Annotated in this window: 21 protein-coding genes; 14 read left to right on the top strand and 7 right to left on the bottom strand. The window is 52.1% G+C overall.

What is annotated here, in order from left to right; translation table 11 throughout:
• Positions 1-8: 8 nt before the first annotated feature.
• Positions 9-437: a hypothetical protein gene (locus ACR9EC_RS09515; protein ID WP_435298995.1), complete on the top strand. Its 429-nt coding sequence runs from the start codon at positions 9-11 to the stop codon at positions 435-437.
• Here the strand turns inward: ACR9EC_RS09515 and ACR9EC_RS09520 are convergent.
• Entirely contained in the window at positions 382-1,965 is a 1,584-nt protein-coding gene (locus ACR9EC_RS09520) for a SulP family inorganic anion transporter (RefSeq protein ID WP_435298996.1), read from the bottom strand. The two genes, ACR9EC_RS09515 and ACR9EC_RS09520, sit on opposite strands and share 56 nt — an antisense overlap.
• Positions 1,966-2,262: 297 nt before the next feature.
• On the opposite strand from ACR9EC_RS09520, the gene ACR9EC_RS09525 reads away from it, so the two are divergent.
• Entirely contained in the window at positions 2,263-3,399 is a 1,137-nt protein-coding gene (locus tag ACR9EC_RS09525; RefSeq protein WP_435298997.1) for a glycerol dehydrogenase, read from the top strand.
• A 59-nt stretch (positions 3,400-3,458) separates the two neighbouring features.
• Here the strand turns inward: ACR9EC_RS09525 and ACR9EC_RS09530 are convergent, their stop codons facing one another.
• Both ACR9EC_RS09530 and ACR9EC_RS09535 read right to left on the bottom strand, forming a co-directional pair.
• On the bottom strand, positions 3,459-3,833 hold the full coding sequence (locus ACR9EC_RS09530; RefSeq protein ID WP_435298998.1) for a hypothetical protein: 375 nt from the start codon (positions 3,831-3,833) through the stop codon (positions 3,459-3,461).
• 140 nt (positions 3,834-3,973) lie between these two features.
• The gene (locus tag ACR9EC_RS09535) at positions 3,974-5,281 is read right to left on the bottom strand and encodes a threonine/serine exporter family protein (RefSeq protein WP_435298999.1); all 1,308 of its coding nucleotides are present in this window, start codon (positions 5,279-5,281) and stop codon (positions 3,974-3,976) included.
• A gap of 190 nt (positions 5,282-5,471) precedes the next feature.
• On the opposite strand from ACR9EC_RS09535, the gene ACR9EC_RS09540 reads away from it, so the two are divergent.
• The 3 genes from ACR9EC_RS09540 (at position 5,472) to ACR9EC_RS09550 (ending at position 7,273) form a co-directional block, all read left to right on the top strand.
• Positions 5,472-5,984, top strand: coding sequence for a hypothetical protein (locus tag ACR9EC_RS09540; RefSeq protein ID WP_435299000.1), 513 nt, complete (start codon positions 5,472-5,474; stop codon positions 5,982-5,984).
• A 5-nt stretch (positions 5,985-5,989) separates the two neighbouring features.
• Positions 5,990-6,535: a TetR/AcrR family transcriptional regulator gene (locus ACR9EC_RS09545; RefSeq protein WP_435299001.1), complete on the top strand. Its 546-nt coding sequence runs from the start codon at positions 5,990-5,992 to the stop codon at positions 6,533-6,535.
• A gap of 102 nt (positions 6,536-6,637) precedes the next feature.
• Positions 6,638-7,273, top strand: a complete 636-nt coding sequence (locus tag ACR9EC_RS09550) for a hypothetical protein (RefSeq protein WP_435299002.1) — start codon at positions 6,638-6,640, stop codon at positions 7,271-7,273.
• A gap of 120 nt (positions 7,274-7,393) precedes the next feature.
• On the opposite strand, the gene ACR9EC_RS09555 is transcribed toward ACR9EC_RS09550, so the two are convergent.
• Entirely contained in the window at positions 7,394-7,843 is a 450-nt protein-coding gene (locus tag ACR9EC_RS09555; protein ID WP_435299003.1) for a hypothetical protein, read from the bottom strand.
• Positions 7,844-8,037: 194 nt separating this feature from the next.
• On the opposite strand from ACR9EC_RS09555, the gene ACR9EC_RS09560 reads away from it, so the two are divergent.
• The 7 genes from ACR9EC_RS09560 to ACR9EC_RS09590 all read left to right on the top strand — a co-directional run bounded on the left by ACR9EC_RS09560 (position 8,038) and on the right by ACR9EC_RS09590 (position 20,193).
• Entirely contained in the window at positions 8,038-9,606 is a 1,569-nt protein-coding gene (locus ACR9EC_RS09560; RefSeq protein ID WP_435299004.1) for an SDR family oxidoreductase, read from the top strand.
• 56 nt (positions 9,607-9,662) lie between these two features.
• A complete protein-coding gene (locus ACR9EC_RS09565; RefSeq protein WP_435299005.1) occupies positions 9,663-10,880 on the top strand; it encodes a cation:proton antiporter in 1,218 nt (405 codons plus the stop codon).
• On the top strand, positions 10,877-11,737 hold the full coding sequence (locus tag ACR9EC_RS09570; protein WP_435299006.1) for an aldo/keto reductase: 861 nt from the start codon (positions 10,877-10,879) through the stop codon (positions 11,735-11,737). Before ACR9EC_RS09565 ends, ACR9EC_RS09570 begins: the two co-directional genes overlap by 4 nt.
• Before the next feature lie 135 nt (positions 11,738-11,872).
• Complete coding sequence (locus ACR9EC_RS09575; protein ID WP_435299007.1) at positions 11,873-12,691, top strand: DsbA family protein; 819 nt, start codon at positions 11,873-11,875, stop codon at positions 12,689-12,691.
• Between the two features lie 12 nt (positions 12,692-12,703).
• Entirely contained in the window at positions 12,704-13,561 is an 858-nt protein-coding gene (locus ACR9EC_RS09580) for a cytochrome c biogenesis CcdA family protein (RefSeq protein ID WP_435299008.1), read from the top strand.
• 375 nt (positions 13,562-13,936) lie between these two features.
• Positions 13,937-15,145 (top strand): hypothetical protein, encoded by a 1,209-nt coding sequence (locus ACR9EC_RS09585; RefSeq protein WP_435299009.1) that lies wholly within the window; start codon positions 13,937-13,939, stop codon positions 15,143-15,145.
• Positions 15,097-20,193, top strand: coding sequence for an SdrD B-like domain-containing protein (locus tag ACR9EC_RS09590; protein ID WP_435299010.1), 5,097 nt, complete (start codon positions 15,097-15,099; stop codon positions 20,191-20,193). The genes ACR9EC_RS09585 and ACR9EC_RS09590 overlap by 49 nt, the downstream gene beginning before the upstream one ends.
• Before the next feature lie 70 nt (positions 20,194-20,263).
• Here the strand turns inward: ACR9EC_RS09590 and ACR9EC_RS09595 are convergent, their stop codons facing one another.
• From ACR9EC_RS09595 to ACR9EC_RS09605, 3 genes are all read right to left on the bottom strand, one after another.
• Complete coding sequence (locus tag ACR9EC_RS09595; RefSeq protein ID WP_435299011.1) at positions 20,264-20,821, bottom strand: dihydrofolate reductase family protein; 558 nt, start codon at positions 20,819-20,821, stop codon at positions 20,264-20,266.
• A 37-nt stretch (positions 20,822-20,858) separates the two neighbouring features.
• Entirely contained in the window at positions 20,859-22,712 is a 1,854-nt protein-coding gene (locus ACR9EC_RS09600; protein WP_435299012.1) for a BCCT family transporter, read from the bottom strand.
• Between the two features lie 109 nt (positions 22,713-22,821).
• Positions 22,822-24,027, bottom strand: a complete 1,206-nt coding sequence (locus ACR9EC_RS09605; RefSeq protein ID WP_435299013.1) for an NAD(P)/FAD-dependent oxidoreductase — start codon at positions 24,025-24,027, stop codon at positions 22,822-22,824.
• A gap of 321 nt (positions 24,028-24,348) precedes the next feature.
• Here ACR9EC_RS09605 and ACR9EC_RS09610 point away from each other — a divergent pair, with 321 nt between their 5' ends.
• On the top strand, positions 24,349-24,579 hold the full coding sequence (locus ACR9EC_RS09610; protein WP_435300643.1) for a glutaredoxin family protein: 231 nt from the start codon (positions 24,349-24,351) through the stop codon (positions 24,577-24,579).
• A gap of 271 nt (positions 24,580-24,850) precedes the next feature.
• A complete protein-coding gene (locus ACR9EC_RS09615; protein ID WP_435299014.1) occupies positions 24,851-26,752 on the top strand; it encodes a DUF4914 family protein in 1,902 nt (633 codons plus the stop codon).
• The last annotated feature ends 67 nt before the right edge of the window (positions 26,753-26,819 follow it).

Consider the following 26,819-nt stretch of genomic DNA (forward strand, 5'->3'; position numbering starts at 1 on the left):
AGGCAACCATGAATTTTATTACCTTCATTGTGCTAGGAATCGCTTTAATTTTTGCTGGAATCGTTGTTTTTGCGATCGTCACAAAAATGTCGATGAAGGCTTTAGCGATTTCTCTCGTCGTGGTTGCGCTTATTGTGGTTGGAGTAATTTACTACCAGAAAACACGCCCAGTTGAAGCGTGGATAGCGCATCCCAACGAAGGGAACGACATTTCAGTTTTTGAGGTCTCTACAGGCAGAGGCTTGTACCAGGGCAGCAGCTTTGTGGTTCACACGCCGCTCACCAAAGACGAAGTGTTCGCTCAATTCGTTGAGCAGTACCCACGCGCAACAGTTAACGGTAACGAAGCGAGCGTCATAATCGACGGCGAGACGCTTAGGCTCATGTTTGACCCGTCCGACGATTACTGGCAGTACGTTTTGGAATACGTGCAATAAACCAGCTGCAATGAGGCTTTACGACGAAAAGCTTCCCGCCGAGGCGCTCCTGCATGCGTTGGCTCGCTGCATTCAAGCCGATCACTTCAACGGTTTTTCCATAGCGCGCATACTTGTCGGTGATAGCGTCCAACGCGGCAATGGAAGAGGCGTCCCAAATGTGTGAGCGTTCCATGTCGATCGTCACGCGGTCAGGGTCTTCCACATAGTTGAACTGCGCATACAAGTCATTTGATGAAGCGAAGAAGAGTTCCCCGTCCACGGTGTATACGGCTTTTTGTTCGTCGCCGTCACCAGAAACAACACGGTGAACATTGACAAGGTGAGCCACCCGGTTAGCAAACAGAACAGTCGCAGTGAGCACACCAGCACCCACACCAATGGCGAGGTTGTGCGTCACCACAGTGAAAACAACAGTGACAAGCATGACTGTGGTTTCGCTTTTCGGCATAGCCTTCAACGTTGCAGGGGCAATGCTGTGCCAATCAAATGTGGCAACAGAAACGAAAATCATTACGGCAACAAGAACTGCCATCGGGATAAGCCCAACAACATCACCGAGGGCTACAACCAGTACGAGCAGGAACACACCAGCAAGGAATGTTGACACCCGTGAACGTGCTTGGGCGGCCTTTACGTTAATGGTGGTTTGGCCGATCATTGCGCAACCACCCATGCCACCGAACAAACCAGTAATGAAGTTCGCTGCACCCTGACCGAGCGACTCACGAGTCTTATTCGAGTGCGTGTCAGTGATGTCGTCGACGAGTTTCGCTGTCATCAGCGACTCCAACAACCCGACGAAAGCCATACCTAATGCGTACGGGAAGATGATGCTGAGGGTCTCCATAGTGAATGGAACATCAGGTATTCCAAACTGTGGCAGCGACTGCGGCAATTCGCCCTTGTCGGCCACCGTTGGCACAGTAATTTTTGCAAACACGGTGATGAGAGTAAGAACAACAATCGCAACCAAAGGCGCAGGCACGGCATTTGTGATCCGGGGCAGACCAAAAATAATCAGCAATCCGAGCGCCGCGAGTGGATAAACAGCCCATGGAACCCCAACAAGTTCGGGGATTTGAGACATGAAAATCAAAATAGCGAGAGCGTTAACGAACCCAACCATCACCTGTCGCGGAATGAAACGCATCAGTTTCGCTATGCCGAGCAGCCCTAGGGACACCTGAATGAGTCCCGCAAGGATGACTGTCGCGATGAGATAGTCAACGCCATGATCTTTAACAACGGGGGCAATTACGAGCGCCACCGCTCCAGTCGCCGCCGAAATCATGGCGGGACGGCCACCAAGGAACGCGATAGACACAGCCATCGTAAAAGAAGCGAACAAGCCAAGACGTGGATCTACGCCCGCAATGATGGAGAACGCAATAGCCTCAGGGATGAGGGCGAGTGCAACAACCAGACCACCGAGAACTTCAGTTTTCAGCAGGACAGGGGTTCGCAAAACAGTCTTTACAGACCGTCTTTGCGCAGGCGAAAACTGATCTAACGCATGGGTGGACATGGAAAAGCTCCAAAAAATGGGGGTCTAAGTAGCGCAGTGTGCAACCTGATGGGCACCAAAGCGCACCGTCTACCCTACTACGAACCGGTGGGTCGGGTGATAAATCGTTTCATTTAGCAGGTCTTCACCGACAATTAAGCCTTTAGTCCAATGAGTGAAGTAATCAGGTTGATAGGTTGGAAGACAGGTCGACGGGCTCACCCAAACCCCGTAAACGCACAGTGACGTGTGAAAAGAACACGCGCCGACGACCTAAACGGGCCGCACCGCCCGTACACACGAGACAAGGAGACGAACATGGCTATATCAATCCTCTCAAGCCCCGCCCGCTACGTCCAAGGCAAGAACGCGCTCGCTGACCTCGGTAAATACCTTAAAGGACTGGGTGGCAACCCACTCCTCGTTGCTGACGATGTTGTCTGGGGAATCGTCAGTGACACCATCACTCAAGGGTTCACTGCAGAAAACCTAGAACTCGTACGCGTCGGGTTCGGTACTTTCGCCACGCCAGAAGTTGTTAACAGCCTCGTCGATTCCATTAAGCAAGGCAACCACGACGTTATCGTCGGTGTGGGTGGCGGTTCAGTCATCGACGCAGCAAAAGCAGCCGGACACCTTGCCGGAGTGCGGTGGGCTTCTGTTCCAACTGCTGCATCGTCGGACGCACCAACCTCAGCGTTGTCCGTGATTTACACGGACGAAGGCGAGTTCATTGAGTACCGGTTCTTCCCACACAACCCAGACCTCGTACTCATTGACACGCAGCTTGTTGCTAACGCCCCAGTGAAGTTCCTGGTTGCGGGAATCGGTGACGCTTTAGCAACATATTTGGAGGCTCGTGCAACGTGGCATGGTCAAGGAACCACAATGGCTGGCGGGCGACCAACACGTTCCGCATATGCGCTGGCAGAACTGTCGTGGGAACTCTTGTGGGAATACGCGCTACCTGCGTTGGATGCGGTTGCCGCAAACACTGTGACTCCCGCTTTGGAAGCAGTCACTGAAGCAAACACGCTCCTTTCGGGTCTCGGCTTCGAGTCTGGTGGGCTTGCCGCCGCGCACGCCATCCACAATGGGTTAACTGCGGCACCACAAACTCACGGGCTCACGCACGGACAGAAAGTAAACATTGGGTCGTTAACTCAGCTTGTGCTTGAGGGTGCTCCTACCGACGAAATCGAAGATTTCATTGAGTTCACGACTCGGGTCGGTTTGCCTAACACTCTTACCGAAATCGGGTTGAGCGTAGATGACACGACGGAACTGAAAGCTGTTGCAGAAGCTGCAACTGTGGAAGGTGAAACCATCCACAACATGCCATTCCCGGTAACAGCAGATCTTGTTTACGATGCGCTGCTTGTCATTGAAAACATTTCTCGACGAGTCCGCACCGAGCGCGGACTGCCTGAACCAGTGAAGTACGTTGCGCACTGATCCATAAAAAATGGTGGGAAGAACAAAGCCTGTTCTTCCCACCATTTTTATGTCTTGAATTAGCCGAGAGCTTTAGCTTTCAAGATGTCGTATTCTTGCTGTGAAATGTGTCCGGCTTCCAGCAGGCTTTGTGCCTTAGCGATTTCTTCAGCTGGGCTGACTTGCGCAACGGAACGAATGTATTCGTCGCTTTCGCGCTTTACCTCGGCACGGGCTGATGCTGTGCGTTCTGCCATGCCTCGTCCACGCGAAACAAGGTAGATGATGGCTGTGAGGAGCGGAACGAAAAGTAATAGGGCAAACCAGAGAGCCTTCCACCAGCCGCTGAGTTCTTTATCGCGGAACAGGTCCGTGATGATGAAGAACAAAGCAACCAAGTACCCGATGAATAGGTACATGGAGAGGATCAGCCACATTGTTTCCCAAAATGACATAATGCGTTTTCCCTTCTAGCGGGTTATCTATGTTTTTAGAGTAGGGCGCAATTGTGTTGTCCACTAGCGGAAACGCATTTTCGTCAGGGTTATTCTTTGCGTAAACCATAGAAGTACGGCCAAGAAAAGAGTTGTTCTGGTTAAACGGGTAGCTCGTTGAGAGGCTCGTCAGGGTTAGCTTCATGACGAAAGACGAGGTCAGCGACAACAGCACCGGTTTTTGTTCCGATCGACAAACTCAAGAATGTGCCCAGCGCGGTAATGAGTGCGTTGTCGTCGAGCGTGGTGAGCGCAATAAGCCCGACGGTTCCCGGTACGAGGAGCAGGAATGCAGGCCGGAAGGTCGCGATTGCTGGCGCGCGCGGCACGTACCGTTCGAGTGTGCGGGCAAGGAAGAACGCTACGGCACCGATAATTCCGGTTGCTCCTACTCCGCCGACTAATGGACCAAGCAGTGTGATGCCTGCGTAGGTGATCACCATTGCGGGGATGGACAGCAGCGTGAGCAGACGTCCAGCTTTGAAGGCAAGTCCAATGCCGGCAGCCATGAAGACGACACCAATCCACGAAACCCATAGTGGTGGCACTGATTCCCAGCCACCAAGGTCGGTGGATACGGCGTTGATTTCTCCGAGGAGGTTTGCGGCAGAACTATCAATACGTAATCCGGTGATCATTGCAGCCGCGCCGATTCCGGTGGACATGAACCCGAGGATGAGTAGCCCGTACATGAGTCGCGACGATCCGGTGACCATGTCGGTGGCGCTTAATTCAAGGAGCGCATTTGTGATGGTTGCACCTGGAACTAGTACTGCAAGTGGCGCACATACTGCAAAAAGTGGGATGGGGCTGAGATCAAGTGCTGAGGCTAGGAGCCCAACAAAAAGCGTTGAGCAGAAAGCAATGATGAACGTGATGATTGTTCCTGCACCACGAATGCGTGAGGCTGCGTGAATGAAGATACCGATAAGTGCACCGAGGAAGAGTGCGGCGACTATCGCCCACCAAGGGACGCGGAAAAGCATGGCGAGTCCTGCGGACAAGAACGCAGAACCGAACAGCATTTCGGTGGTTGTCGTTGGTGTGGAGGCGTCACGTATCGCTTGGATGCGGGTGGGGAACAAGCTGACTGGAACTTTGCCTGTGGCGAGTTCGCGTACGAGTCCGTTGGCGCGTGCGCTGATGGAAAAGGGCAGTTCAACGCCGGTGGCGTTGACAACTGTTGCTGCGCTTCCGGGTTGTTCTGACACTAAAACTGTTGCTGGTAGTACGGCGATGGACATGTTGCCGTGGCCGGTTTTTTCTGCGACTTTTGTGAGCCAAAAGTGGACGTCGGTGACTGCGTAACCGGCATCGAGGAGGAACGCGCCAAGTTGCGCGAATGAGTCTCGCGGTCCGTGTGAGGGGACAGCTTTTGGTGTCTGTGCGCTTGAAGCTGAGTGGCTCATGGTGACGTCTTTCTATGTCATGAGATGCCAGAAGGGTGGTGATCGAGCGTCCAAGTGCGCGCTTTCACACGTATCATCGCACGCTTTGAGGCTTTGCAAAAACGCACGCACGACGGGCTGTGTTTTTGGTGTTGGTGTGCGCAAAAAATCACCGTGGACACTCTGTGTACACCGTGTGTACACTCAACGTATGAACAAGACGACAATCCTGCTAACAATCCCCGTAACAGCCCTCCTCACCCAACCTTTATGGGCCCCGCAATGGGGTGCCGGAATCCTCGGAGAAATCGCAGCCTTCGGGCCAGTCGGCTCAGTAATCGCAATGACCATATTTTTTGGACTCGTCGCGCTCTACTGCCAAAGCCTCAAACGCCTACTAGAAGCAACCCGCCCAGAGGCCCGCAGCCGCACCCCACGATCCATCTGGCTCATGTTCGCCATCCCCTTCAACTTTGTTGAAGACTTCTTCATCGTCGCGGACATCCACTCAAGCATGCGCAACGACGGACGCACAGCCCAGCCAGCCTTGCGGTTATGGCACCTTCTCGGAATGGCCTGGTGCATCCTGCAAATCGGATCGCTACTACCCGGAACCATAGGCGTCACCACAGGAACACTGGCACTCATCATCTGGGCATGGCACTGGATATACACCGCCCTTATCCACCGCAAACTTGCCAACCAGCCAATGAATGTAGGCTAAGTTTCATGCCGTTACCTAGATTCACTCGACTCGCTGCAACAGAACAAACACGCATCGTCGACGTTGCAACCCGCCACATCGCCGAACGAGGAATCAGTAACATCGCATTAAACGACCTCGCAGACGAAGCCGGAATCTCACGATCCGCGCTCTACAACTACTTTGACGGACGCCAAGACCTCATTGATGTAGTCACACAATCCGCATTAACAGCCGTCACCCAAGCCCTCGAACCGTGGCAGCCACAACCCAGCGAACCCGAATTTTGGGCAACCTTTTTTGCCTCATTCCAACGCCTACGAGCGCTACTCCACGCGCAACCCGAGCTGCGGATAATTCTTGAAGCTGCGGACAGTAGCAGCCTCGATTCGTGGATTGACGGGTTCTTTGCGGACGCTGTCCGGTTGGGTCTTGTCGCCGCCACGAATATGCCGCTTATTCGGGCGGTGACGGGGGCTGTTATTGCTGCGGTGGATGCTTTAGAGTTGGCGCGTCCAGAGTCCAGCACTCCAGAGGAACTCCAACATGTACTCCAACGTGTGTGGAACTGAAACGCGCACTGGCCAACTGTGCTGCATATAAGAAATCATTATGTATCTTATTAAGAGACGGATTAGGTGCTAAACAGGCAAAAACTGATAAGGCTGGCGTAGATGCGTTCTAGAAAAATTCTTGCACTGACGACTGCGTTGATGTTTTGCGTGTCGGGTGTGATAGCTGGATGTTCTGCGTCGCCTGATTCGGAGGTGGCAGCGAAAACTGTAAAACCTGAAACTTCGCCGGTGACCGTCAGGGTTGAGGGAGAACGCGCGGAGAATTTTGTCTCTCTTGATCAGCTGGCGCAGAAATCCAGTGCGATCGTTCACGTGGAACCAACAGGGAACACAAAAAGCGTTCCTTTATCAGCAATAGATGGCGCGGACGGTTCTGCACCAATTGAATATATTGAACTGGCCGTTGCGAACATCATCGATGGTGCTGTTGAAGGCGAGGCGATTTGGGTGGTAAGCCCAGGCGTTGAGGACGAGACAGCGCGACCGGCCTTAACCTCTCCAAGGTCATATATTTTGTTTCTTGCTCCGGCAATGTATGCCGCTAACGAACCAATCGGTGGCTACGTTGTTGTGGGTGGCCCCGCGGGAATGTTTGTTGAAGGCACAAATGCGCGAACCACTTTCTTTAAAGTCGATCCGCTTTCTGAAGACCTGCCAAACACAATCGATAGTGCAACCACCGACTTCCCGAAAATTACAAAAACTGAAGAGGAACTTTTGCACGAGGGCCCATAAAACTTCAGACACCCAAAACGGCTCTCGTCCATCATGGTCCGCGTATATGCGTGCTGCACAGGGAAACCCTGACAGAACACACCGGGATGTAACTGTGCGCGTTTTGTCGTGAAGTAGAGTTTAGGTTTTTGTTGTTGGCGCAGGCGTAAGTATCGTTATTTCGTCAGTGCTCTTGGAAGCCCACAGGTCATTCGGTAGAAATGTTTTGTTGAGTGCATCAGAGTGCGCGCAAAAGTCGAGGCTGTTTCTGCTGATCGTGACTGTTGTAACTGTTTCAGCATCTTTCATGAGTAGCCATTGCGACGTATCGGTGTCTGTCGTATCGATGCTTTTTACCGCATCGTGGAAAACTTCTTTTGCTTGTGCAGGCGCATCGCCGTACGGACACACAATTATGAGCTCTTGCCATACACCACTGGGTGATAACTCTTGAGGGAGGACAAAGGCAGATGAGTTCTTTGCTGCTGCGTCTAGGATGAGGCTTTCAACAGGCTGCGAAGATGATGAGCATCCAGCCAAAAATATTGAAAATGAGGTCATGAAAACGATTGCTTGAAAATCTTTTTTCATAAGAATTATTTTAATGTCACAAGCTTTCCAGCAGCAGCGCTTATAGGCGGCGCCCTTTGCAAACCTTGACTGCTTTTCTGGTGAGTCGGATGGTGTGAAGGCGACGGTGGTTTCCGGTGGCATAGACCCTGCTGCTCTCGTTAGCGTGGTAACTACCGCTATGAGGAATACACGAGGGGATGCACGTGGAAAACATGACAGAACCCACCGGGGCTGAACCGCAACTGTGCGCGCTCGTGCAAGAGGACGGCAGCACTCCGACGGTGCTTGTGCTCGGGTCTACAGGTTTTATTGGCGGCCGTCTCGTCCCGCGCCTACTCAACGCCGGCTACACAGTGCGCGTACTTGTCCGAAACGCGTCCCGCATTAAAGCATTCACGTGGGGTAATCATCCAGCGCTTGACGTGATAGAAGGCGACGCGGAAGCACTCAACGACGTTAAAGATGCCGCCCGCGACACCACCGTTATCTACCATCTTGTGCACTCCATGACAGGAGGTGCAGATTTTGCCGCCCGTGATCGTCGAATCGCACACAACGTAGCAACCGCCGGAAACGGTGCCGGCACTGCACGTGTCATCTACTTAAGCGGATTACATCCCGCTACCGGCCCGCTCTCACAACACCTAGAGTCACGCAGAGAAGTCGGCGACATCCTCACCCAACACGGCCCGCCCGCCCTCATCTTCCAAGCCGGGGTGGTAATCGGTTCAGGTTCTGCATCCTTCGAAATGGTCCGCCACCTCACCGAAGTGCTCCCCGTGATGCCCGCCCCAAAATGGGTGAACAACCTTATACAACCCATCGCGATCAGAGACATCCTGTACTACCTACTAGCGGCAGCACGCCTACCCGAACACGTGCACGGAACATACGACATAGGCGGCCCCGACATTCTCAGTTACGCCAACATGATGAATGGGTACGCTAAAGAAGCAGGCCTACCCAAACGCACCATCATGGCGTTGCCCGTCCTCACACCTAAACTCGCGTCCCTGTGGGTCAACCTCGTCACCCCAATACCGCGCAGCATCGCCCGGCCCCTCGTCGAATCGCTCCAACACGACTGCGTCATGCGCAATCACAACATCGACGACATCATTAGCCCGCCACCGGGCGGACTCCTCGACTACACGCAGTCCGTACGCCTTGCCATCAAACGACTCGGCATCAACCAAGTAGAAACAAGCTGGCAAGACGCACGCGTCGCAACCGCACCATCCGATCCGCTGCCCAGCGACCCCAACTGGGCGGGCACAACCGTATACACAGACACCCGCAGCAAAAAATGTGACGCCACAGTTGAAGACCTCTGGACAGTCATCACAGCAATAGGCGGCACAAACGGCTGGTATTCAACCCCCGGCCTGTGGGCGATCCGCGGCTGGATAGACAAAATCGCAGGAGGCGTAGGCCTGCGCCGAGGACGACGAAACACCACCACCCTTCGCCCCGGAGACGCCGTCGACTTTTGGCGCGTCGAAGTCATCCAAGAACAACACCTCCTGCGCTTACGAGCCGAAATGAAAGTGCCCGGCAAAGCATGGCTAGAACTCATGTGCGCGCCCACAAACGACGGCAGCATCTACCGGCAACGCGCAATCTACTTCCCCCGCGGACTAAGCGGACGGCTCTACTGGTGGGCCGTCTACCCCTTCCACGGATTCGTATTCTCTGGAATGCAAAACAGGATTGTTGCGCTCGCGGAACGTAACGCACACGATCGTCGCCTCAACGAACAGTATGTGGCAGGCGAAGACTAAACCGAATGTGTGCGTTATAGCGGGTGGGAGATAACGACAGAACATATGATGTGCGCATGGAACTTCAGGACCTGCTCGTCACTAACCTTCAGTCCGCATGGTGGGTTGTTGCGGTTGCCGCAGTCGCGCCCATCCTCGCGTTAGTGACTCGTCGCCACGTCCCAGATGTCGTGTGGCTGCTTGCATTAGGTGTGGTTATTGGTCCGCACGGCTACGATGTCGCCCATCACACGGAAGCCATCGAGTTTTTGCGCGAACTGGGTATGGGATTTTTGTTCCTGCTTGCAGGGTTTGAACTCAACACGTCAGATTTGCGTGCCCGGCAAGGTAAACAGGCTGCTGTTACATGGCTGATATGTGCTGCTTTAGGTGTTGGCGCGGGGCTTCTGCTCAGCAGTGGCGAACTCAAAACGGCGATTGTGTTAGGTATTGCTTCAACGTCAACCGCGCTTGGTACGTTGTTGCCCATTTTGAAAGATTCTGGGGTTAAAGGCTCCCCGCTGGGTAAAGCGGCCATGATCCATGGTGCGTACGGTGAACTCTTGCCAATTATTGCTATGTCGTTGCTGCTGTCTGCGCACGGTACGGGAGTGTCAGCACTGATTCTTGTGTTGTTTGCGGTTCTGGCCGTGTTGATTGTGCTCGTGCCGGTACGGGTTTTCCGACGAATCCCAATGCTGGGTCGGGCACTGGTGGGCGCCGCAAATACGACCATGCAAACAACGCTGCGTTTTGCAGTTCTGGCACTCATCTCGTTGATGCTGCTGACTGCTGTACTTGAACTTGATGTTGCGTTAGGTGCGTTCTCGGCTGGGTTGTTGCTCAACAGCTTGTATAAGGCTGTTGCTCCTGAACTGGGTGTTGAAGTTGCACACAAAGTTGAGATTGTTGGGTTTAGCTTTTTGATTCCGGTGTTCTTTGTAACGAGTGGCATGAACATTGATGTCATGGCTGTGATCCGGGAATGGCCGACGCTTCTCGGTTTCGTCGTCATGATTGCGGTGGTGCGCGGAGTCGTTGTGTTTGTGCGGGAGAAATTCGCTGCAACGCATTCGGGGCTCACCCATGATCGTGAACGTATGGCTTTAGGTTTATATGCAGCGACGGGGCTGCCCATTATTGTTGCGGTCACTCAAATTGCTCAGTCATCAGGAATCATTGAGGATACGACTGCGTCCGTGCTTGTCACAGCAGGGGCAGTAACGGTTTTGTTGTTCCCGTTACTTGCAGCGTTACTTATCCGTTCTCAAAAACACACGGTGGAGGTGCAATGACGAGTTCTTCTGCACAGCGTTTCTTAACAGCACATACTGGTTTTTCGGTGCCGTCCATCGGGTTGGGCACATACAAGCTGAATGGTTCTTTCGGTACGGCTGCGATCCTTCAAGCCGCTGAAGTCGGATATCGATATTTTGATTCGGCAGTGAACTACGGCAACGAAGACGCTGTGGGTTTAGCCGTTCAACAGATGGTCGAGCGCGGTATAGCGCCGCGTGAAGAACTAATTGTTGCCTCGAAACTACCTGGACGCGATCATGAATATGAGTCAGCGTTACATTCCATCGAGGAATCGCTGTATCGGAGTGGATTGGAATACTTAGATGTGTATCTGATTCACTGGCCGAACCCGATCGTCGATAAGTATGTTGAGGCGTGGGCTGCCCTTATTGAGGCTCAAAAACGTGGCTATGTCCGCCATATTGGGGTGTCGAATTTTGAGCCGCAACATATTGACCGGTTGGAGCGCGAAACAAGCGTTGTGCCCGTGATCAATCAGGTTGAGATGCACCCATATTTTCCTCAATCTGATCTGCTTGAATACAACACCAGCCGAGGAATCATTACTCAAGCGTGGAGTCCACTAGTGCGAGCCGGTGAGCTTTTGGGGTCGGAGGTTATCCACAGGGTGGCGCGCACATGGGGTATAACTCCTGCACAGGTTGTGTTGCGCTGGCATGTGCAACGTGGAGTGATGCCCATTCCTAAGGCGACGAGCTTGCAGCGTCAGCAAGAAAACCTTGATGTTTTCGACGTCCTGTTGTCTGAAGACGACATGAACGCCATCGCCACGCTAGCGCACAATAATGGGCGGATGAAGGGGCAAGACCCCACCGTGTACCAAGAGTTTTAACAAAACCTGCTGGTAGTGGGAATACTTTTTCGATCTATAACGTTAGATCAGTGAAACCGGTATCCCGGTTTTTATTTTTAGCTGTTGAAAATTTCAATTAAAAGTATGTTGTAAGCGATAGAGGGAGTGATAAAGGTGACCGATCCAGTAATGCCGCAGCCATCAGAGCCGGGTAGTTCAACACCGAACGCATCTGGTCGTCGGCCATGGATATGGGTGGCTTTAATCGCTGCACTTATCGCGATTGCTGCAGTTGCTGCTGCGCTTAGCCAAAACAGTAAAACTGACAGTGCAGCGCCGTCCTCTGCAACTTCAACAACAACACAATCACCTGAATCAGCTGATCCTTCAACTGCTGAAGAAGCAGAGATGAACGACGATGAAGGCCGCCCGGCAGGGCATCCGTTAGAACGTCGAGATGAATCAGATCCTGCAGGTCTTGGCGATGTGAACGCCCCCGTCGTTGTTATTGAATACTCCGATTACAAGTGCCCTTACTGCGCGCTGTTTAGTAACGACACAATGCCATTATTGAAGTCCAAGTACATTGATACGGGGCTTGTACGGTTTGAGTGGCGTGATTTTCCGGTCCTAGGAGATCAGTCGGTTGAGGCAGCTGTTGCTGCACGTGCGGCAGCGGAGCAGGGACTGTTTTGGGAATTTAACGAATCGTTGTTTAGCAGCGCTCCAGACAACGGTCATGCTGAGTACACGCGCGAGTCTTTAACTGATACTGCTAAGCGTGTTGGTGTTCCTGATCTCGATAAGTTCGCTGCAGACCTCGACAATGCAGAGCTGAAAGACCTTGTTATGAAGGATCTGCAAGAGGGTATTTCTGCTGGACTGACTTCCACTCCAACTTTTGTTATTGATGGAATGGCCGTTCCAGGTGCGCAACCTTTTGAAGTTTTTGAACAAGTCATCGACGAAGCCCTAGCTAAAGCCGAAAAATAGGGGGGAATACCTATGGAAATCGGTTATGCAGGTGCCTTTCTTGGCGGCATTTTGACGTTGCTGAGCCCCTGCTCGGTCATGTTGTTGCCCGCGTTTTTTTCGTATGCGTTTAATTCACCTGGCAAACTCCTTGCACGAACGGGAGTCTTTTACCTTGGCTTGATTACAACTCTTGTTCCGTTGGGAGTTTTCTCGGGTGCTTTGGGATCACTTGTTACGGTGCACCGTGAAACGCTGATTGCAGTGGTGGCGTGGGTTGTTATTGCCGCTGGTCTTGTGTTGCTTTCTGGTATTCCAATTCCTGGTTTGGCTAGGAAAAACACGGGCTCAGGCGGGGCGACTTCGGCTGTGTCGGTGTTCTTGCTTGGCACGGTGTATGCCGTTGCAGGTGTGTGTGCTGGCCCAGTGTTGGGTGCCGTTTTCGCGATTTCTCTGCTTGGTGGCGGGCCAATGTATGGCGCGTTTATTCTCGCGATTTATGCGCTCGGTATGGTCGTTCCGCTGTTCATTCTTGCGCTGCTGTGGCCGAGACTTGGGGCGCGTGGTCGTAAAGCTATTGCGCCAAAAGAACTTGTGATTGGTAAGTGGCGTAACTCGTGGGTCATGATCGTTGCTGGTCTTTTGCAGATTGGTATTGGTTTCTTGCTTATGGCAACGAATGGCACAGCGAATCTTGGTGGGCTTGTTGACGTACGCACGCAAGCAAAATTGGAAACTGGTGCGCTTCAGGCTGGATCTCAGGTGAACGACTTGTTCTTCATTATTGGGGCAATCGTTGTACTTGCGGTCATTGTGTTTTTCACGATGCGCAGAAATAAACGTGCTGCTCAAAGCGCGGGAGTGAATCCGAACTTTGGTGTGAAGCAGTAGGGCTCACTGCTTTTTCGCTGTTTTTAGTCGGGTTGTGGCGTTTTTCGGTTCAGTAAGTTTTAAGTTTAAGTTGCCTGAATGTGTCTGCTAGATGGACAAAAACTTACCGGTTGGGTGAAAAGCGCCACATGAACCCTTATTTTCAATACCTTTTGTCTGAAAAGTTTCGTATGTGGAGGCGGTTAGGCCTCTGAACTGGGCTAACGTCTAGATGGATATAAGTACCCATCAATAGTCAAAACGAAACTTAAGGCCATAACGTTGCACCCCCACGCGACCACACTTTATCGAAAACTAGGGATCGTACTCGTAACACTTCTCGTAGCCGTAGGCTTTGTCCCAGCTGCGACAGCGACAACCATCCCGCAAAACGTCATGTATACAGCTACCTCAGCTGAAGGCACCGGCTGGAAACTGACCTTCCCTCAGTCAGAAACCACAGTTGACGGAAAGCCTGTCTTTGTAGAAGGCACAAACATTGAATTCGCTTTGCAGTTTTACAAAGAAGCGATCAGCAATAACGCGACACAAACAATCACGTTCGGGCCGGAAGTAGTGCTTCCCGAAACAGTGCCCAATGATTTCCCTGATCTCATCGCCTCGATTGTTACAGATCGCGGCGCCGGAACTATCACGATCACTTTCCGCGGCGACATCAACGATTCTGCTATCGACAGTTTCACTGAAGGGGTTATCAAAGTCGCCATACGCAACACATCAACTGAAACCTCAGGGTTCGAATCCGTTGATATTCGCATAGGTGACGGCACCCCACAAACCTTTGACTTCTTCGTCCAGGAACAGTCAGACGAACCATTTACCGCAACACAAAATACGCAAACCAAAACCGCCAACACAAACCTTACGCAACACGTAAGCGTTGACGGCACAACAGGGAAAGTGACCGTAAACCCTGCGATTAGCGACGAAAAAATTCGGTACACACTCGATACAACCGCGCTCGAAGAACGCACAAGCACGGTTACCGACACACTAGACGCAGCGCTGCGATACAACGAAGACTTCACCATCACCACAACCACGTGGGACGCCAACGGATATAACAAGACCGTTGGACCGCAACAAGCGCTGCCAGTCACACTCAACGCAGAAAAAGACAGCTTCACAGCAGACTTAACGCTGCCTGCACGTTCTCAAACGACCATCACGTACACAGCAAGTCTGCGTGCCGAGCAAGCTGCCCTCGTAGAAGCAGAACTGCAACGCCAATATGACGAAGCACTAACCGACGACGACAAAGTCGATAACGGTTTCAACCTCGTCATTCCAGCCATGAACAACACCGCAACGTGGAGCGACGCACTTACAGGCGGCACACCCACAGAATATAGTCGTACAGTCGGCGGAAACGTATGGGTGAATGGGCTGCCCAAACCAAACACCGGAACAATTTTTACAAAGAGTTCCGCACAAGCCCCAAAGATTATTGACCCGCAACGTACACAAGTGCACAAGCAATCGCGTACACCCTCAACGCGAAACTCTCCGCGTTCGACGGTCAAAACAAATTTTGGGTGCTCAATTCGGACCTCATCGTCAAGGACACTATTCCAGCAGGCCTGACACTGGACGAATCCTCGCTGAAGTTCACAGCAACCATCACTGATCTTGCAAGCCTCACAGAGGTTTCAGTGCCAAACTCCAACCAACACCAATACCGTGTCCGCAACACGGCACGTTTCGAATACACGACTGATCGGGCTTACTCTCCAACAGCTACGGTCACTGACAACATCCGAAAAGTCACTGAAGGAGACATCCAAGATGATGGTGTCTTCAAAAAATCGTTACAGGGTTCAGGCGACGTCATCGTTCCTGACGCTGACGGCACAAAAAAACTGGAATACTCCTTCACGTGGGCTCCGCAAGACTGGAACCCAGCAGACATTGACGTTCGAGAACTGACCTTCATCGATCAGCTTGACCCGCTGATCTTCGATATTCCACGCATCCAACAGGAAATCTCTAACGAAGTGTTCGCATTAGACGCGACAGCTGGTGGGGCACCGGTTTCTCTAGACCACGTGGATGTTGCACTAACAAACGATGGACGCCTCACAATTGGGCTTACACCACTTGCGGTTTCGGAAGCGAACAAAACAAGTGACCTCAACATTACTTTCCCGCTGACGACCGTTAAATTTCCGCGCTCCCAAACCATCTCCATAGACAACACTGCATGGGTTGAAAGTGATGGGTTGAAAGAAAAATATTATTCAATCCAATCAGCAACCGCTGACACGTGGAGCGCCGTACTGGAATACAAAAAATCGGCAGCAGTGAAGGGCTCAACCCAGTTCACACAAAACTTGCGTGTTCCAGTCTTAGGAAATGGAGCGCCTGCAACCGACCAATTCGTATACAAGATTGACCTCATTCCACACAAGGGATACTCCGGCGTAGCGATCCTCGGCGAACAAGACTTGTTACCGCCAGAACTCGCATTTATTGGCCTTGCAGAGCAATCAACATACACACAAGAGTCAGCATGGACAGCGGCTCCCGGCAGCAACAACGAAAAAGTGTATGGAACGGTTCGGGCTTCTTACGACGAAGCCGAACACACGGTTTCTATAGCGAACGACGGTAATAAACCGTTTTCGGGGAGCACGATTACGCTGTACATGCTGGTGAAATTGAAAGACCCAGCTGGCGTAGAAAACCTTGCCTTATCAAACATTTTGGAAAAATCGCGGTCAACAAGCACCATCACTTTTTCGAATAAGTACCCGTTAGCGATAGCTAAAACTGATTCATACGATGGTTCAGAAACGATCACAGACCTAGATGCACGTTTTGATGTGACAGGGCCAAACGGGACATCAATTCTTGATACCCAACCTGCTGGCACAGTTATTGCAGTGCATCAAAAATCGCTTGTTTTTGTGCATGAAGGAAACATTGCACCATTACTTGTAGACGAGCAAGGAACCTACAAGGCCGTTGAAGTTACCGCGCCTAAAGGCTATGTGTCATCCGACGTGACATACCCGATTACTGTAGGTGCAGACGGAACATCACCGCGTGTAGCGTTCTTTAACGACCCGATTCCACGCGTATCAGTTGGTGACTTCGTATGGGTGGATGCTAACCGCGACGGTCAACAAGACGATGGTGAGCCAGGGCTAGAAGGCGTTCAACTCGTCTTAAAAGACAAAGACGGAAACCCTGTTCAAGACATTTTTGGTCAAGAAGCACAGCCGGTAGTTACTGACGCAGACGGGGCTTACCTGTTTGATCAGCTGCCAACGCTTAGCGCAGGCCAACAATATGTTGTGCATATTGCACGCCAAGATGACGCTACTCGCGCCGTTTTGGAACCGTATCAGCCCACGAAAGAAGGCACAGGTGGCGGTTCAGGTAAGACTGACTCGTCCCTGTGGGAGGCTGCTGCTGACGGCGCTGGGCTCACCGCACACAAAAACAAAAACGTAACTCTCGACTTTGGTTTTGTTGCAAAATCGTATGCGTTAGGTGACTACATATGGGTGGACACGAACAGAAACGGAATCCAAGATGACGGCGAACAACCGTTATCAGCGGTGAAAGTTGACTTGTTCTTAGACGACACAACCACACCAGCACAAGACGTGTACGGAAAAACAGTTTCATCAGTAACCAGTGATGAAGACGGCCTGTACATGTTCGACAATTTGCCTACGGGAACGTATACGGTGCGTTTCACGCTCGAAGGCGAAAACGCTCACAAGTACGAGTTTGTGACACCGCTGCAAGGAGGCGACGCACTAGCGGACTCAAACGGCGTTGTTGTGCCAGGAAATCCAGATCAGGTTTTCACACAAGAGATAGTGCTGACAGACGACAACGTACACATCACCACTGATGACCCGACACATAATCCTGAAGCTACTGAAGGTATAGATCCGACATGGGATGCAGGCGTTGCGTTGTCTCGTGTTTCAGTTGGAAATTACGTGTGGTGGGATGCAAACCGTAATGGGCTGCAAGACGCAGGTGAAGCAGGCATCGCGAATGTCAAACTCGTGCTGACAGATCATTACGGACAACCTGTGACAGATGTTTTTGGTAACCCAGTGCAACCTGTTGTCACAAACTCGTCTGGCGCCTACAGCTTTACTGACTTACCGGTGCTTCGTACCGGCGAGTCATACACGGTTTCTGTTGATCGCGCAGACGAAGGAACGAAAACTGCGTTAAAGCCGTATGTTCCTGCCCCTGAACATCAAGGAACTGACACGGCTGTTGATTCCTCAACGTGGAAGGCTGAAACAACTGGCCTCACCCTCGCTAACCAAGAAGACCGAACGCTAGATTTCGGTTTTGTGACGCCAACGTACGCTATTGGTGACCTTGCATGGATTGACGCAAATCGTGACGGGTTGCAAGACGCAGGTGAAGGCCCGCTGTCGGATGTCGTCGTGAAACTGACAAACGATCAGGGGCAAAGTGTCCGTAACGTGTTTGGCGCACCCATAGCACCAACGGTGACTGACGCGTCTGGTCGTTACCTCTTTGACAACCTTGTTGAAGGCACGTACAAGGTGACGTTTGAACTGACGGCAGAACAACAACGTACCTACGCGTTCACTATCAATGAAGAGACTCCGATTACAGGAAACTCTGACGGTGTGGTGCAGTCGGATGAGCCTTCGCAAGCAGTGACAGCAACAATTTCGGTTCACCGTGACAGCGCCAACCTTGACCCTGATTATGCGGGCCAAACATTCCAAGCAACACAGGGCGTTGATCCGACGTGGGACGTTGGTGTTGTTCGTAAGAACGTTGCCGTGGGGAACTATGTGTGGCTCGACGAGAACCGCAACGGCCTCCAAGACAACGACGAAACCGGTATTCCCGGAGTTGTTCTGACGCTCACGGATTCGCAAGGGAAACCTGTTACAGACGTTGATGGGCAACCTGTTGCTGCAGTAAAAACGGATGCGCAGGGCAAGTACGTGTTCGAAAACCTGCCTGCCCTGCACAATGAAAGCTCGTACGTTGTGTCAATTGATCAAGAATCAGCAGACACCCTTCAAGCATTGGATGGGCTTGTTCCTACCCGTGCTGGGCAAGGCAGCGACGTGTCGAAGGATTCGTTATTGTGGACAGCGAATTCACGGTCAAATCTCAACTCGCATGAAGATCACGACTTAACCCTCGATTTTGGGTTTGTTGTTCCTTCATATGCGGTTGGAGATTACGTGTGGGTAGATACCAACCGTGACGGTATTCAAGACAGCACAGAGGAACCACTTGAAGGCGTGCTCGTTGAATTGTTCGACGACAACGGCGATCAAGTAACTCAAGACATCCTCGGTAATGCGTTTGGGACCGTGCGCACAGATAGCAGCGGGTACTACCAGTTTGATGACCTGCCGCAGGGCGAATACTCGATACAGTTCACTCTCACAGGCTCGCTCACCCCGCACTATCTGTTCACTCAAGCAAACAGTGCAGATGCTGTAGAGGGCAGCGACTCAGATGGTGTTGTCACTGCTGGAATCGTTACCGCAGCAACGGAAGTGTTCATGCTTGATGCCACCAATAAAAACTTAACTGCACGTAAAACCGTGCAGGCAAGTGAAGGCATTGATCCAACGTGGGATGCAGGAGTAGTGCGGTCACGTGTATCTTTTGGTGACTACGTGTGGTTGGACGTTAACCGTGACGGAAAACAGGACGACACTGAACCGCCGCTTCCTGGTGTGTCCGTGGTGCTGACAGACCACAAGGGAAACCCTCTGAAAGACGTATACGGCAAGGTTGTAGCACCGACGACAACAGACACCGACGGTAAGTATCTTTTCTCTGATCTGCCGACATTGTTTGACGGCCAGCAATACATTGTTGAGATCGCTCCAGATCAAGCTGCGCTGAAAGGACTTGTGCCTACCGTGCCTGAGCGAGGCAAGGACGAGGGTAAAGATTCTTCAACGCACAGAGCACACGCCACAAGTGACACTTTGCGCAAAGACGGACAAGAAAACCTGACGCTCGACTTTGGTTTCGTCACTCCGTCCTACGCGTTAGGTGACTATGTGTGGGTTGACTCAAACAAGGATGGAATCCAAGACCCTGACGAAAAGCCACTTGCTGGTGTCACGGTTGAACTGTTGAATGCCGCGGGTAAGCCCGTCAAAAACGTTTTTGGGGAGTTTGTTCAGCCCGTCAAGACGTCTGAGGGAGGGCTCTACCTGTTTGACGACCTCACTGAAGGCAGATATAAAGTTCGGTTCTCGTTGACAGGTAAGCAGAGCGAAAAATACGTTTTCACTCAGCCTAACCAAGGCAAAGCGAAGCATGAAGATTCCGACGCGTATGCAACGAAAAATGCTGGTATCGCTGAAACCGCTGAGTTGGTTTTGCCAAACAATGCAGTGAGCACCGATTACACGGCCCAACCTTTCGTAGCTACACAAGGAGTCGATTCTTCGTGGGACGCGGGAGTCCATAAACAGCCAGCGTCATATGACTCTGGAGTTGCTGGAGAAAACGCTGAAGCAGGAGGAAACAAAACCTCAGGTGAGCTCCCCGAGACAGGATTTAGTGGCCAGAAACTCTTAGGCGTTGGCCTACTGCTGCTGGTCTTGGGTGGACTGCTTGTTGGAGTAATTCGCCGCCGCGTATAGTACCGGCATACACGTGAGCCCCGTCCATAACCGTTATGGACGGGGCTCACATGTATGCAGGGTAAGACGATTATTCGTCGTATGACAGCGAATATGTGAGTTGAGCGAACTGGCCATGCTGCTTGGCTGTTACAAGATGTAACTGCTGAGCCGAGACTGTTCGTGGTAGCACAGGCGCGCCGCCAGACACCGCTGCAGGTGCAATGCTTAACACGATTTCGGTGAGTAGCCCCGCATCAATAAACTGCCCGGCGAGATCGCCTCCGCCAACAACCCACAGTTTCTTGTCAACGGTTGCTTTCTCAAAGGCGTCAACATGATCTGTAACGTCGCCTTGCACAAACATGATGTTTGAACCAGCCGGAACGGGAAGGTCGCGATGCGTGAACACGAAGGTCGGTATCGTGCCATAAATTGATGACCACATTGATGGATCGTCAAGCACTCCTTGAGTGTGCATAAGCCATTCGTATGTGGTGGCACCCATAACGATCGCACCAACAGTGGTCAAAAATTCGGCATGATCTGGCACGAGTGAAGCGTCTGCTTCAAACAGCCAGTCAAGCGAGTTTTCTTGATCTGCGATGTAACCGTTGACGGATGTTGCTGTGGAATAGATAACGTCCATTTCACCAGCCTAAAGCGAGATACCGACAAGCACACGATCACCCATTATCGCGGGTTTGTGTGTTGTCTTGTTCGCTGGTTGGGCCATCTCCAGTGTTGAGCGTGTTCGTGTCATCTGAAGGAGCTTCAGGCAAGATGCTCACATCGTTGATTAGCGGCACGTCGGGCGCAAGGATGGTTCCTGCTGTTGGTGCTTCTGAACCGCCATAATACGTTGATGACTGCGTCAACTTTGCGGTTGGTGCAGGACGACGACGCAGCGGCCACCGTAACCTTGGGCCGGTAATGCGCTGCTCTGGTTCTTCAACTTCGAGGCCGTAATATTCACCGATGTGGTCGCGGAATGCTGCGCGTTGAGCTTTCTCATAGGCGCGAGTTTCACGGCCAAAAGCGGTGATAGTGGACCAACAAATAAGGATCATTATCACGGAGAACGGCAGCGCTATGAGTATCGCGGCTGTTTGCAACGCGGATAGCCCACCGGCGATGAGTAGGGCGATTGCAAGGAGCGAGGACAAGCTAGCGAAGGAAACACGCAGCCATGTTTTTGGTTCCGTGTTTCCGCCAGAAGCAATCATGGCCATGACGAGCGCGCCGGAATCGGCAGAGGTAATAAAGAACACCGCGATCAAGAGCAAGAAACCGATGGTCAAAATAGTCGTGCCTGGAAGGTTGCTCAGGAGTTGGAATAGCGAGCCTTCAATATCAACGCTGCCATCGGGGTTGATAAGGGACGCTTTGCCCGTGAGTTCAAAATAGACACCGGTTCCACCAATAACGGAGAACCACAAGAACGTCACCATGGTTGGTAGGAGTAGAACTCCAATGACGAACTGGCGTACGGTTCGGCCCCTAGAAATACGGGCGATGAACACGCCCACGAATGGTGCCCATGACATCCACCAACCCCAATAGAAGGTTGTCCATGCGCCTTGCCAGGCTTCGCCGGCTTCACCTTGGAAAGCAGAAACGGTGAAGCTCATTCCGATGAAGTTTTGCAGGTATGAGCCGATTGACTGCACGAAGTCGCGCAGCAAGAAGAGGGTCGGGCCAACAGCCAGAATGAACAGGAGCAGCAAAGCAGCAACGATGAGGTTGATGTTTGACAGCCATTTCATACCTTTGGCAACGCCTGTGACAACGGAGAAAATCACGAAGCAGGTGATGATAATAATGATGCCGATTTCGAGACCAAGCGAAGGTTTAGCGAACCCGATGGATTCGATACCGCTGGCAATTTGCATGACACCCAAACCGAGGGATGTGGCAACACCAAAGATTGTTCCGACGAGTGCAACAACGTCGATGAGGTCTCCGGTTTTTCCTTTAACGCGTTTGCCAAGGAGGGGTTCAAGCGCCCAACGAATGGATAGTGGTCGCTTTCGGCGGTGTATCGCGTAGGCGAGGGCAAGACCAACGACAACATAAATGGCCCAGGCGTGGACTCCCCAGTGCAGGTAAGTTTGCCGCAGTGAGTATTGTGCAAGGAACTCGGGTGTTCCGTTTATTCCAGGCCGAGGGTTTGAGTAGTGGCTGAGGGGTTCGCTGAGTCCGTAAAAGATCAGACCGATTCCCATTCCTGCGGCAAAGAGCAGGGCGAGCCATGAAAGATTGGAGAATTCTGGTTCGTCGTCGTCGTTTCCGAGTTTGATGTCACCGTACTTGGAGAAGCCAACGTACAAGCAGAACAGCACAAACCCTGCCGTGATCAGAACGTAGTACCAACTGAATGTGTTGATGACTTGTGTCTGAAGTGTTTTGAAGAAACTTTCAGCGACTGTGGGGGCGAAGAGCGAGAATCCGACAAAGATGAGCACGACGATAGCCGCAGGCCAGAAGACCTTTCGGGCTACCGTGGACCCACCACTTGAATCTTTCTTTGCGAATGACATTCCTCCACCTTACGAAACAAACCTGTTTCTTGCCTAAACTCAAAGGCGTATTAAGGAACCGCGGACTCACATCACAGTATTTTTCATCATGTTTTTATTATTTACTCTTTTACATCGGAATAAGCCCTTTTAGTTGCTTTTCTGGCGCATGTATTGAGTCTTGATTGCCGAATTGGCGTAGTGCTTCACGTGCTTTATCCGTGGAATCCCATACATTCCATAGTAAAACTCCAACTAGTGCGCCGTCATCAATGTAGTAAACAATGCCTTGTTTGTTTTCTTTTTCGGGCACCCAGTCTTCGAACATGTCGAAAGCAGAATTTAAGCGACCAACAGCCTCAAAGCCTAATTCAAAAATATCGGAATAAAAGAACGGGGTGTGCGTGTAGGGTTCGTTGGCTAACGCCATATTTTTTCCAGCACATAACCCTGACTTGTGCGCTTGATCTACGTGCTCTACGCGTCGTCGACCTAGGAGAACGTCAGGGAAGTAGGCAATGTCGCCGGCTGCATAAATGTCTGTGTCTGAGGTTTGTAAGTACTGGTTGACTACAACCCCTTGCGCTTCCGTTGGTAATCCGGCGTCGCGTGCCAAAGAAATGTTCGGTGTTATGCCGAGGCCCGCGACAACCGCATCAACGTGTATAGCTGGGTGCGCATCGAAATACACGGTTACTTGCTCCGCGGTTTCTTCAATTTCAACGGCTTGCCGACGAGTCAAAATCTTCACGTTGTTGTGGGTGAGCGCATCAGTGATTGCCGTGCACAGCCCTGGTGGATACACGCTTGCGCCTACGACTTCGTCAAACACAACGAGTGTGACTCGCGCGCCTGTTCCGGCTAAAGCACAAGCGATTTCGATGCCGATGAATCCTCCACCAATGACTGCAATGTGGTGTTCGGGTGTTGCCTGCGCACGTAATGTTGCAAAGTCGTCTTGCGTGCGGAAGTACACGACTTTGTTGCTGGCTGGAGAAATTGTGCGTGGGGTTCCACCGGTAGCGAGTAGTAATTTGCTGTAGGACACTCGTGTGCCGTCATGAGTTACGACTTCATGGTGTTCGGGATGGAGTTCCACCACGGTGGTGTCCGTCCAGACGGTGGCATCTGTGTCTTGGGCAGTGTGGAAATCTACAGTGCTCACGTCGCCTTTCTTCCACAAGGATTTAGACAGCGGTGGGCGGTCGTAGGGAGGATAGCTTTCTGACCCGATGATGAGGAGCGTGCCAGATGGGTCGCGTTCTCGGATGCCTCGCGCAGCAGCGTCCGCGGCTGTTCCTGCGCCGACGATGACATACCGGTATTCGCTGCTCATGGGTCCGCTCCCGTCTGTTGTGGAGGTGTCTGCGGTGAATCCACAGTAAGACGAACCGGTGACGGTTTCCTGTTCAACGGTTGATGTATCGAATCAAGGAAAGACATGGTTGCGCACCAAAAATGATGCGACTCAACGACTGGCTATAAACGTTAAGGCTGGTGGAATGCGCGTCACATGTGGGAATCGTGGAATAGTGCGCCGCAATGTTGTGTTGAGGGTGGTAAGCTTCACGTGCACCGTGAGGCACAGTTTTTCAGCCGATCATCTCACCGAGAGAACACAGAAAAGAGGGTGACGAAGGTGCAGCCACAGAAAAACATGATCACTATGTATGGAGCAGACTGGTGCGGTGACTGCCGCCGCGCTAAGGGCGTTTTTGACCGTGAAGGCGTCGAATACACGTACGTTGATCTCGTCGCCCAGCCGGACGCCGCCGTTATCGCTGAAGAAATTAGCGGACGTAAGAACATTCCAGTTGTTGTATTCCCTGATGGGACACACATGGTTGAGCCATCCAACAACGAATTACTCGCCAAACTTGGCCGCTGAACTATCTGCCCTACTGGGGCGAATGGGCGAACTGTCAGAAAAGTAAAGCCTAAAGTCCCAGTATAGAAAGGTAAAGAAGAGTTAAGGTCTACGTCAATGGTGTATACGAGGTTACGCTCCGTCATTGTCTAACCGTTCTTCTGGAGCACGGCCTGTACGCACCAGCACCCCACAAGGGTGTTGGTGCGTTGCTTCTCACCATGAAGCCAACGACGGCACGCGCACCTACAGCAACGTATGTGTGTGGCCGGCTTGTTTGAGGAGGACGAATTTGCTGGAGCTCTTGAATGGCGTAGACCTGCCTCCTGCTGTTGCAGAGGCCCTAAAGAAAGCGCCAAAAATCACGATCCCGGCCACCCGCGCCGAATTGTATGAACTGTCTCTTGGTCCAGAAGGGGCAGACACCTTCGAGGTTCTTTTCCAAGTACCCAACAACGGTGTAGTTAAAGAAGCGGATGTTGTCCGTTGCCGTAACGGTATCGCAGTCAACTATCCAGAAGACTATATGCGTCGCCGCGACCCAGACTGCATGCGTGTCGCTGACGACCGACCAACCGATAAGCCCCGCTTTAAAGACAAATACGGATACGACTTCGCGTCGGTAAAGCAAGAAACCCTAGACTGGCTTGCTGAGCAAGAGCTCATCGTCGTGCCATTTAAAGCCGGTGGCCTCACCTACGGTTCACCATCATTAGCTATTGTTCCCGCCAACACGGCATTCTTTGCAACAGCACTTGTTGACCTGCAAGGCTGGGTAACTCTTGACGAAATAGGCCCATTCACGCCACGGTCAATCCTGTATGCAGCCCCACCATTTAGGCACACACACTTTGATGGACGTCAGGTAGTCGTACACGACCGCACCGAAACCCTGCACGAAATTTACGCCTACAACCTATACCCAGGACCCTCCGCTAAAAAGGGTGTGTTCTCGGCGCTGCTCGACATCGGCGAAACAGAAGGCTGGCTCACCGCTCACGCAAGTTCCGTGCGCGTCACCACGCCATACGACAACGAAACCGTCATCATGCACGAAGGTGCCTCCGGTGGTGGAAAATCAGAAATGTGCCAAGACATTCGTCGTCAACACGACGGCCGCATCTTGCTGGGCACAAACGTTGTCACCGACGAGCCTTACTTCATCAACTTGGCAGAATCGTCAGCACTGGCCCCAGTGACAGACGACATGACTTTGTGCCACATTGACATCCAAAACGAATCAGGCAAACTCGTTGTTGCTGACGCGGAAGACGGATGGTTTGTGCGTGTCGACAACATGCAAACCTACGGCGAAGACCCACTCTTCGAACGTGCTGTTATCCACCCAGACGCACCGCTGGTGTTCTTCAACATTGATGGAACCCCTAACGCGACCTGTCTGCCATGGGAGCACACGCTCGACTCAAACGGGAAGCCTTGCCCGAACCCACGCGTTGTGATTCCTCGTCGCATGATCCAAGACGTCATTGGCGAACCAACCGAAGTTGATATCCGTACGTTCGGTGTACGCCAACCGGCATGTACCCGTAACGGTTCAAGCTACGGAATCATGGGCATGATGCATGTCGTTCCACCAGCGCTGGCATGGTTGTGGCGACTCATTGCGCCACGCGGCGACAAGAACCCGTCGATTGGTGAAACCAAAGACGAAAAGAAGACCATCAATTCTGGTGGCATGGTTTCTGAGGGTGTCGGTTCGTACTGGCCATTCTCCACGGGAACAAAGGTTGCAGCCGCGAACCTGCTGTTGAAGCAGATCGTGGATTCGCCACGCACCCGCTACGTTCTTACCCCTAACCAACACATCGGTGCATACAAGGTTGGGTTCACTGCAGAGTGGCTCACCCGCGAATACTTGGCACGTCGTGGTGGCGGCAAGATTAAGGCAGACAACCTCACTCCTGCACGTTGCGCACTCTTTGGGTACGCGTTGAAAGAAGTAAAGATTGACGGTCAGATGATTCGTCCAACCTTCTTGCAGCCGGAAAACCAAAGCCAAGTTGGTGTTGAAGCATACGATGCGGGCGCCAAGATCGTTACTGACTTCTTCAAGTCAGAACTGAAGCAGTTCTTGACGGACGACCTTGACCCATTGGGCCGTCAGATCATTGAAGTGTGTTTGCGTGACGGAACGCTTGAGGACTACCTCGAGCTCACTCCGTTGTACGTCTAGCACTAGTTAAACGCTCGGGGGAAGAGGGGCGGTTGCGCGATGAAAGTCGCGCAGCCGCCCCTTGGGC

The sequence above is a fragment of the Timonella sp. A28 genome, from assembly GCF_051200815.1.
In the GTDB taxonomy this organism is placed as follows: Bacteria; Actinomycetota; Actinomycetes; order Actinomycetales; family Cellulomonadaceae; genus Timonella.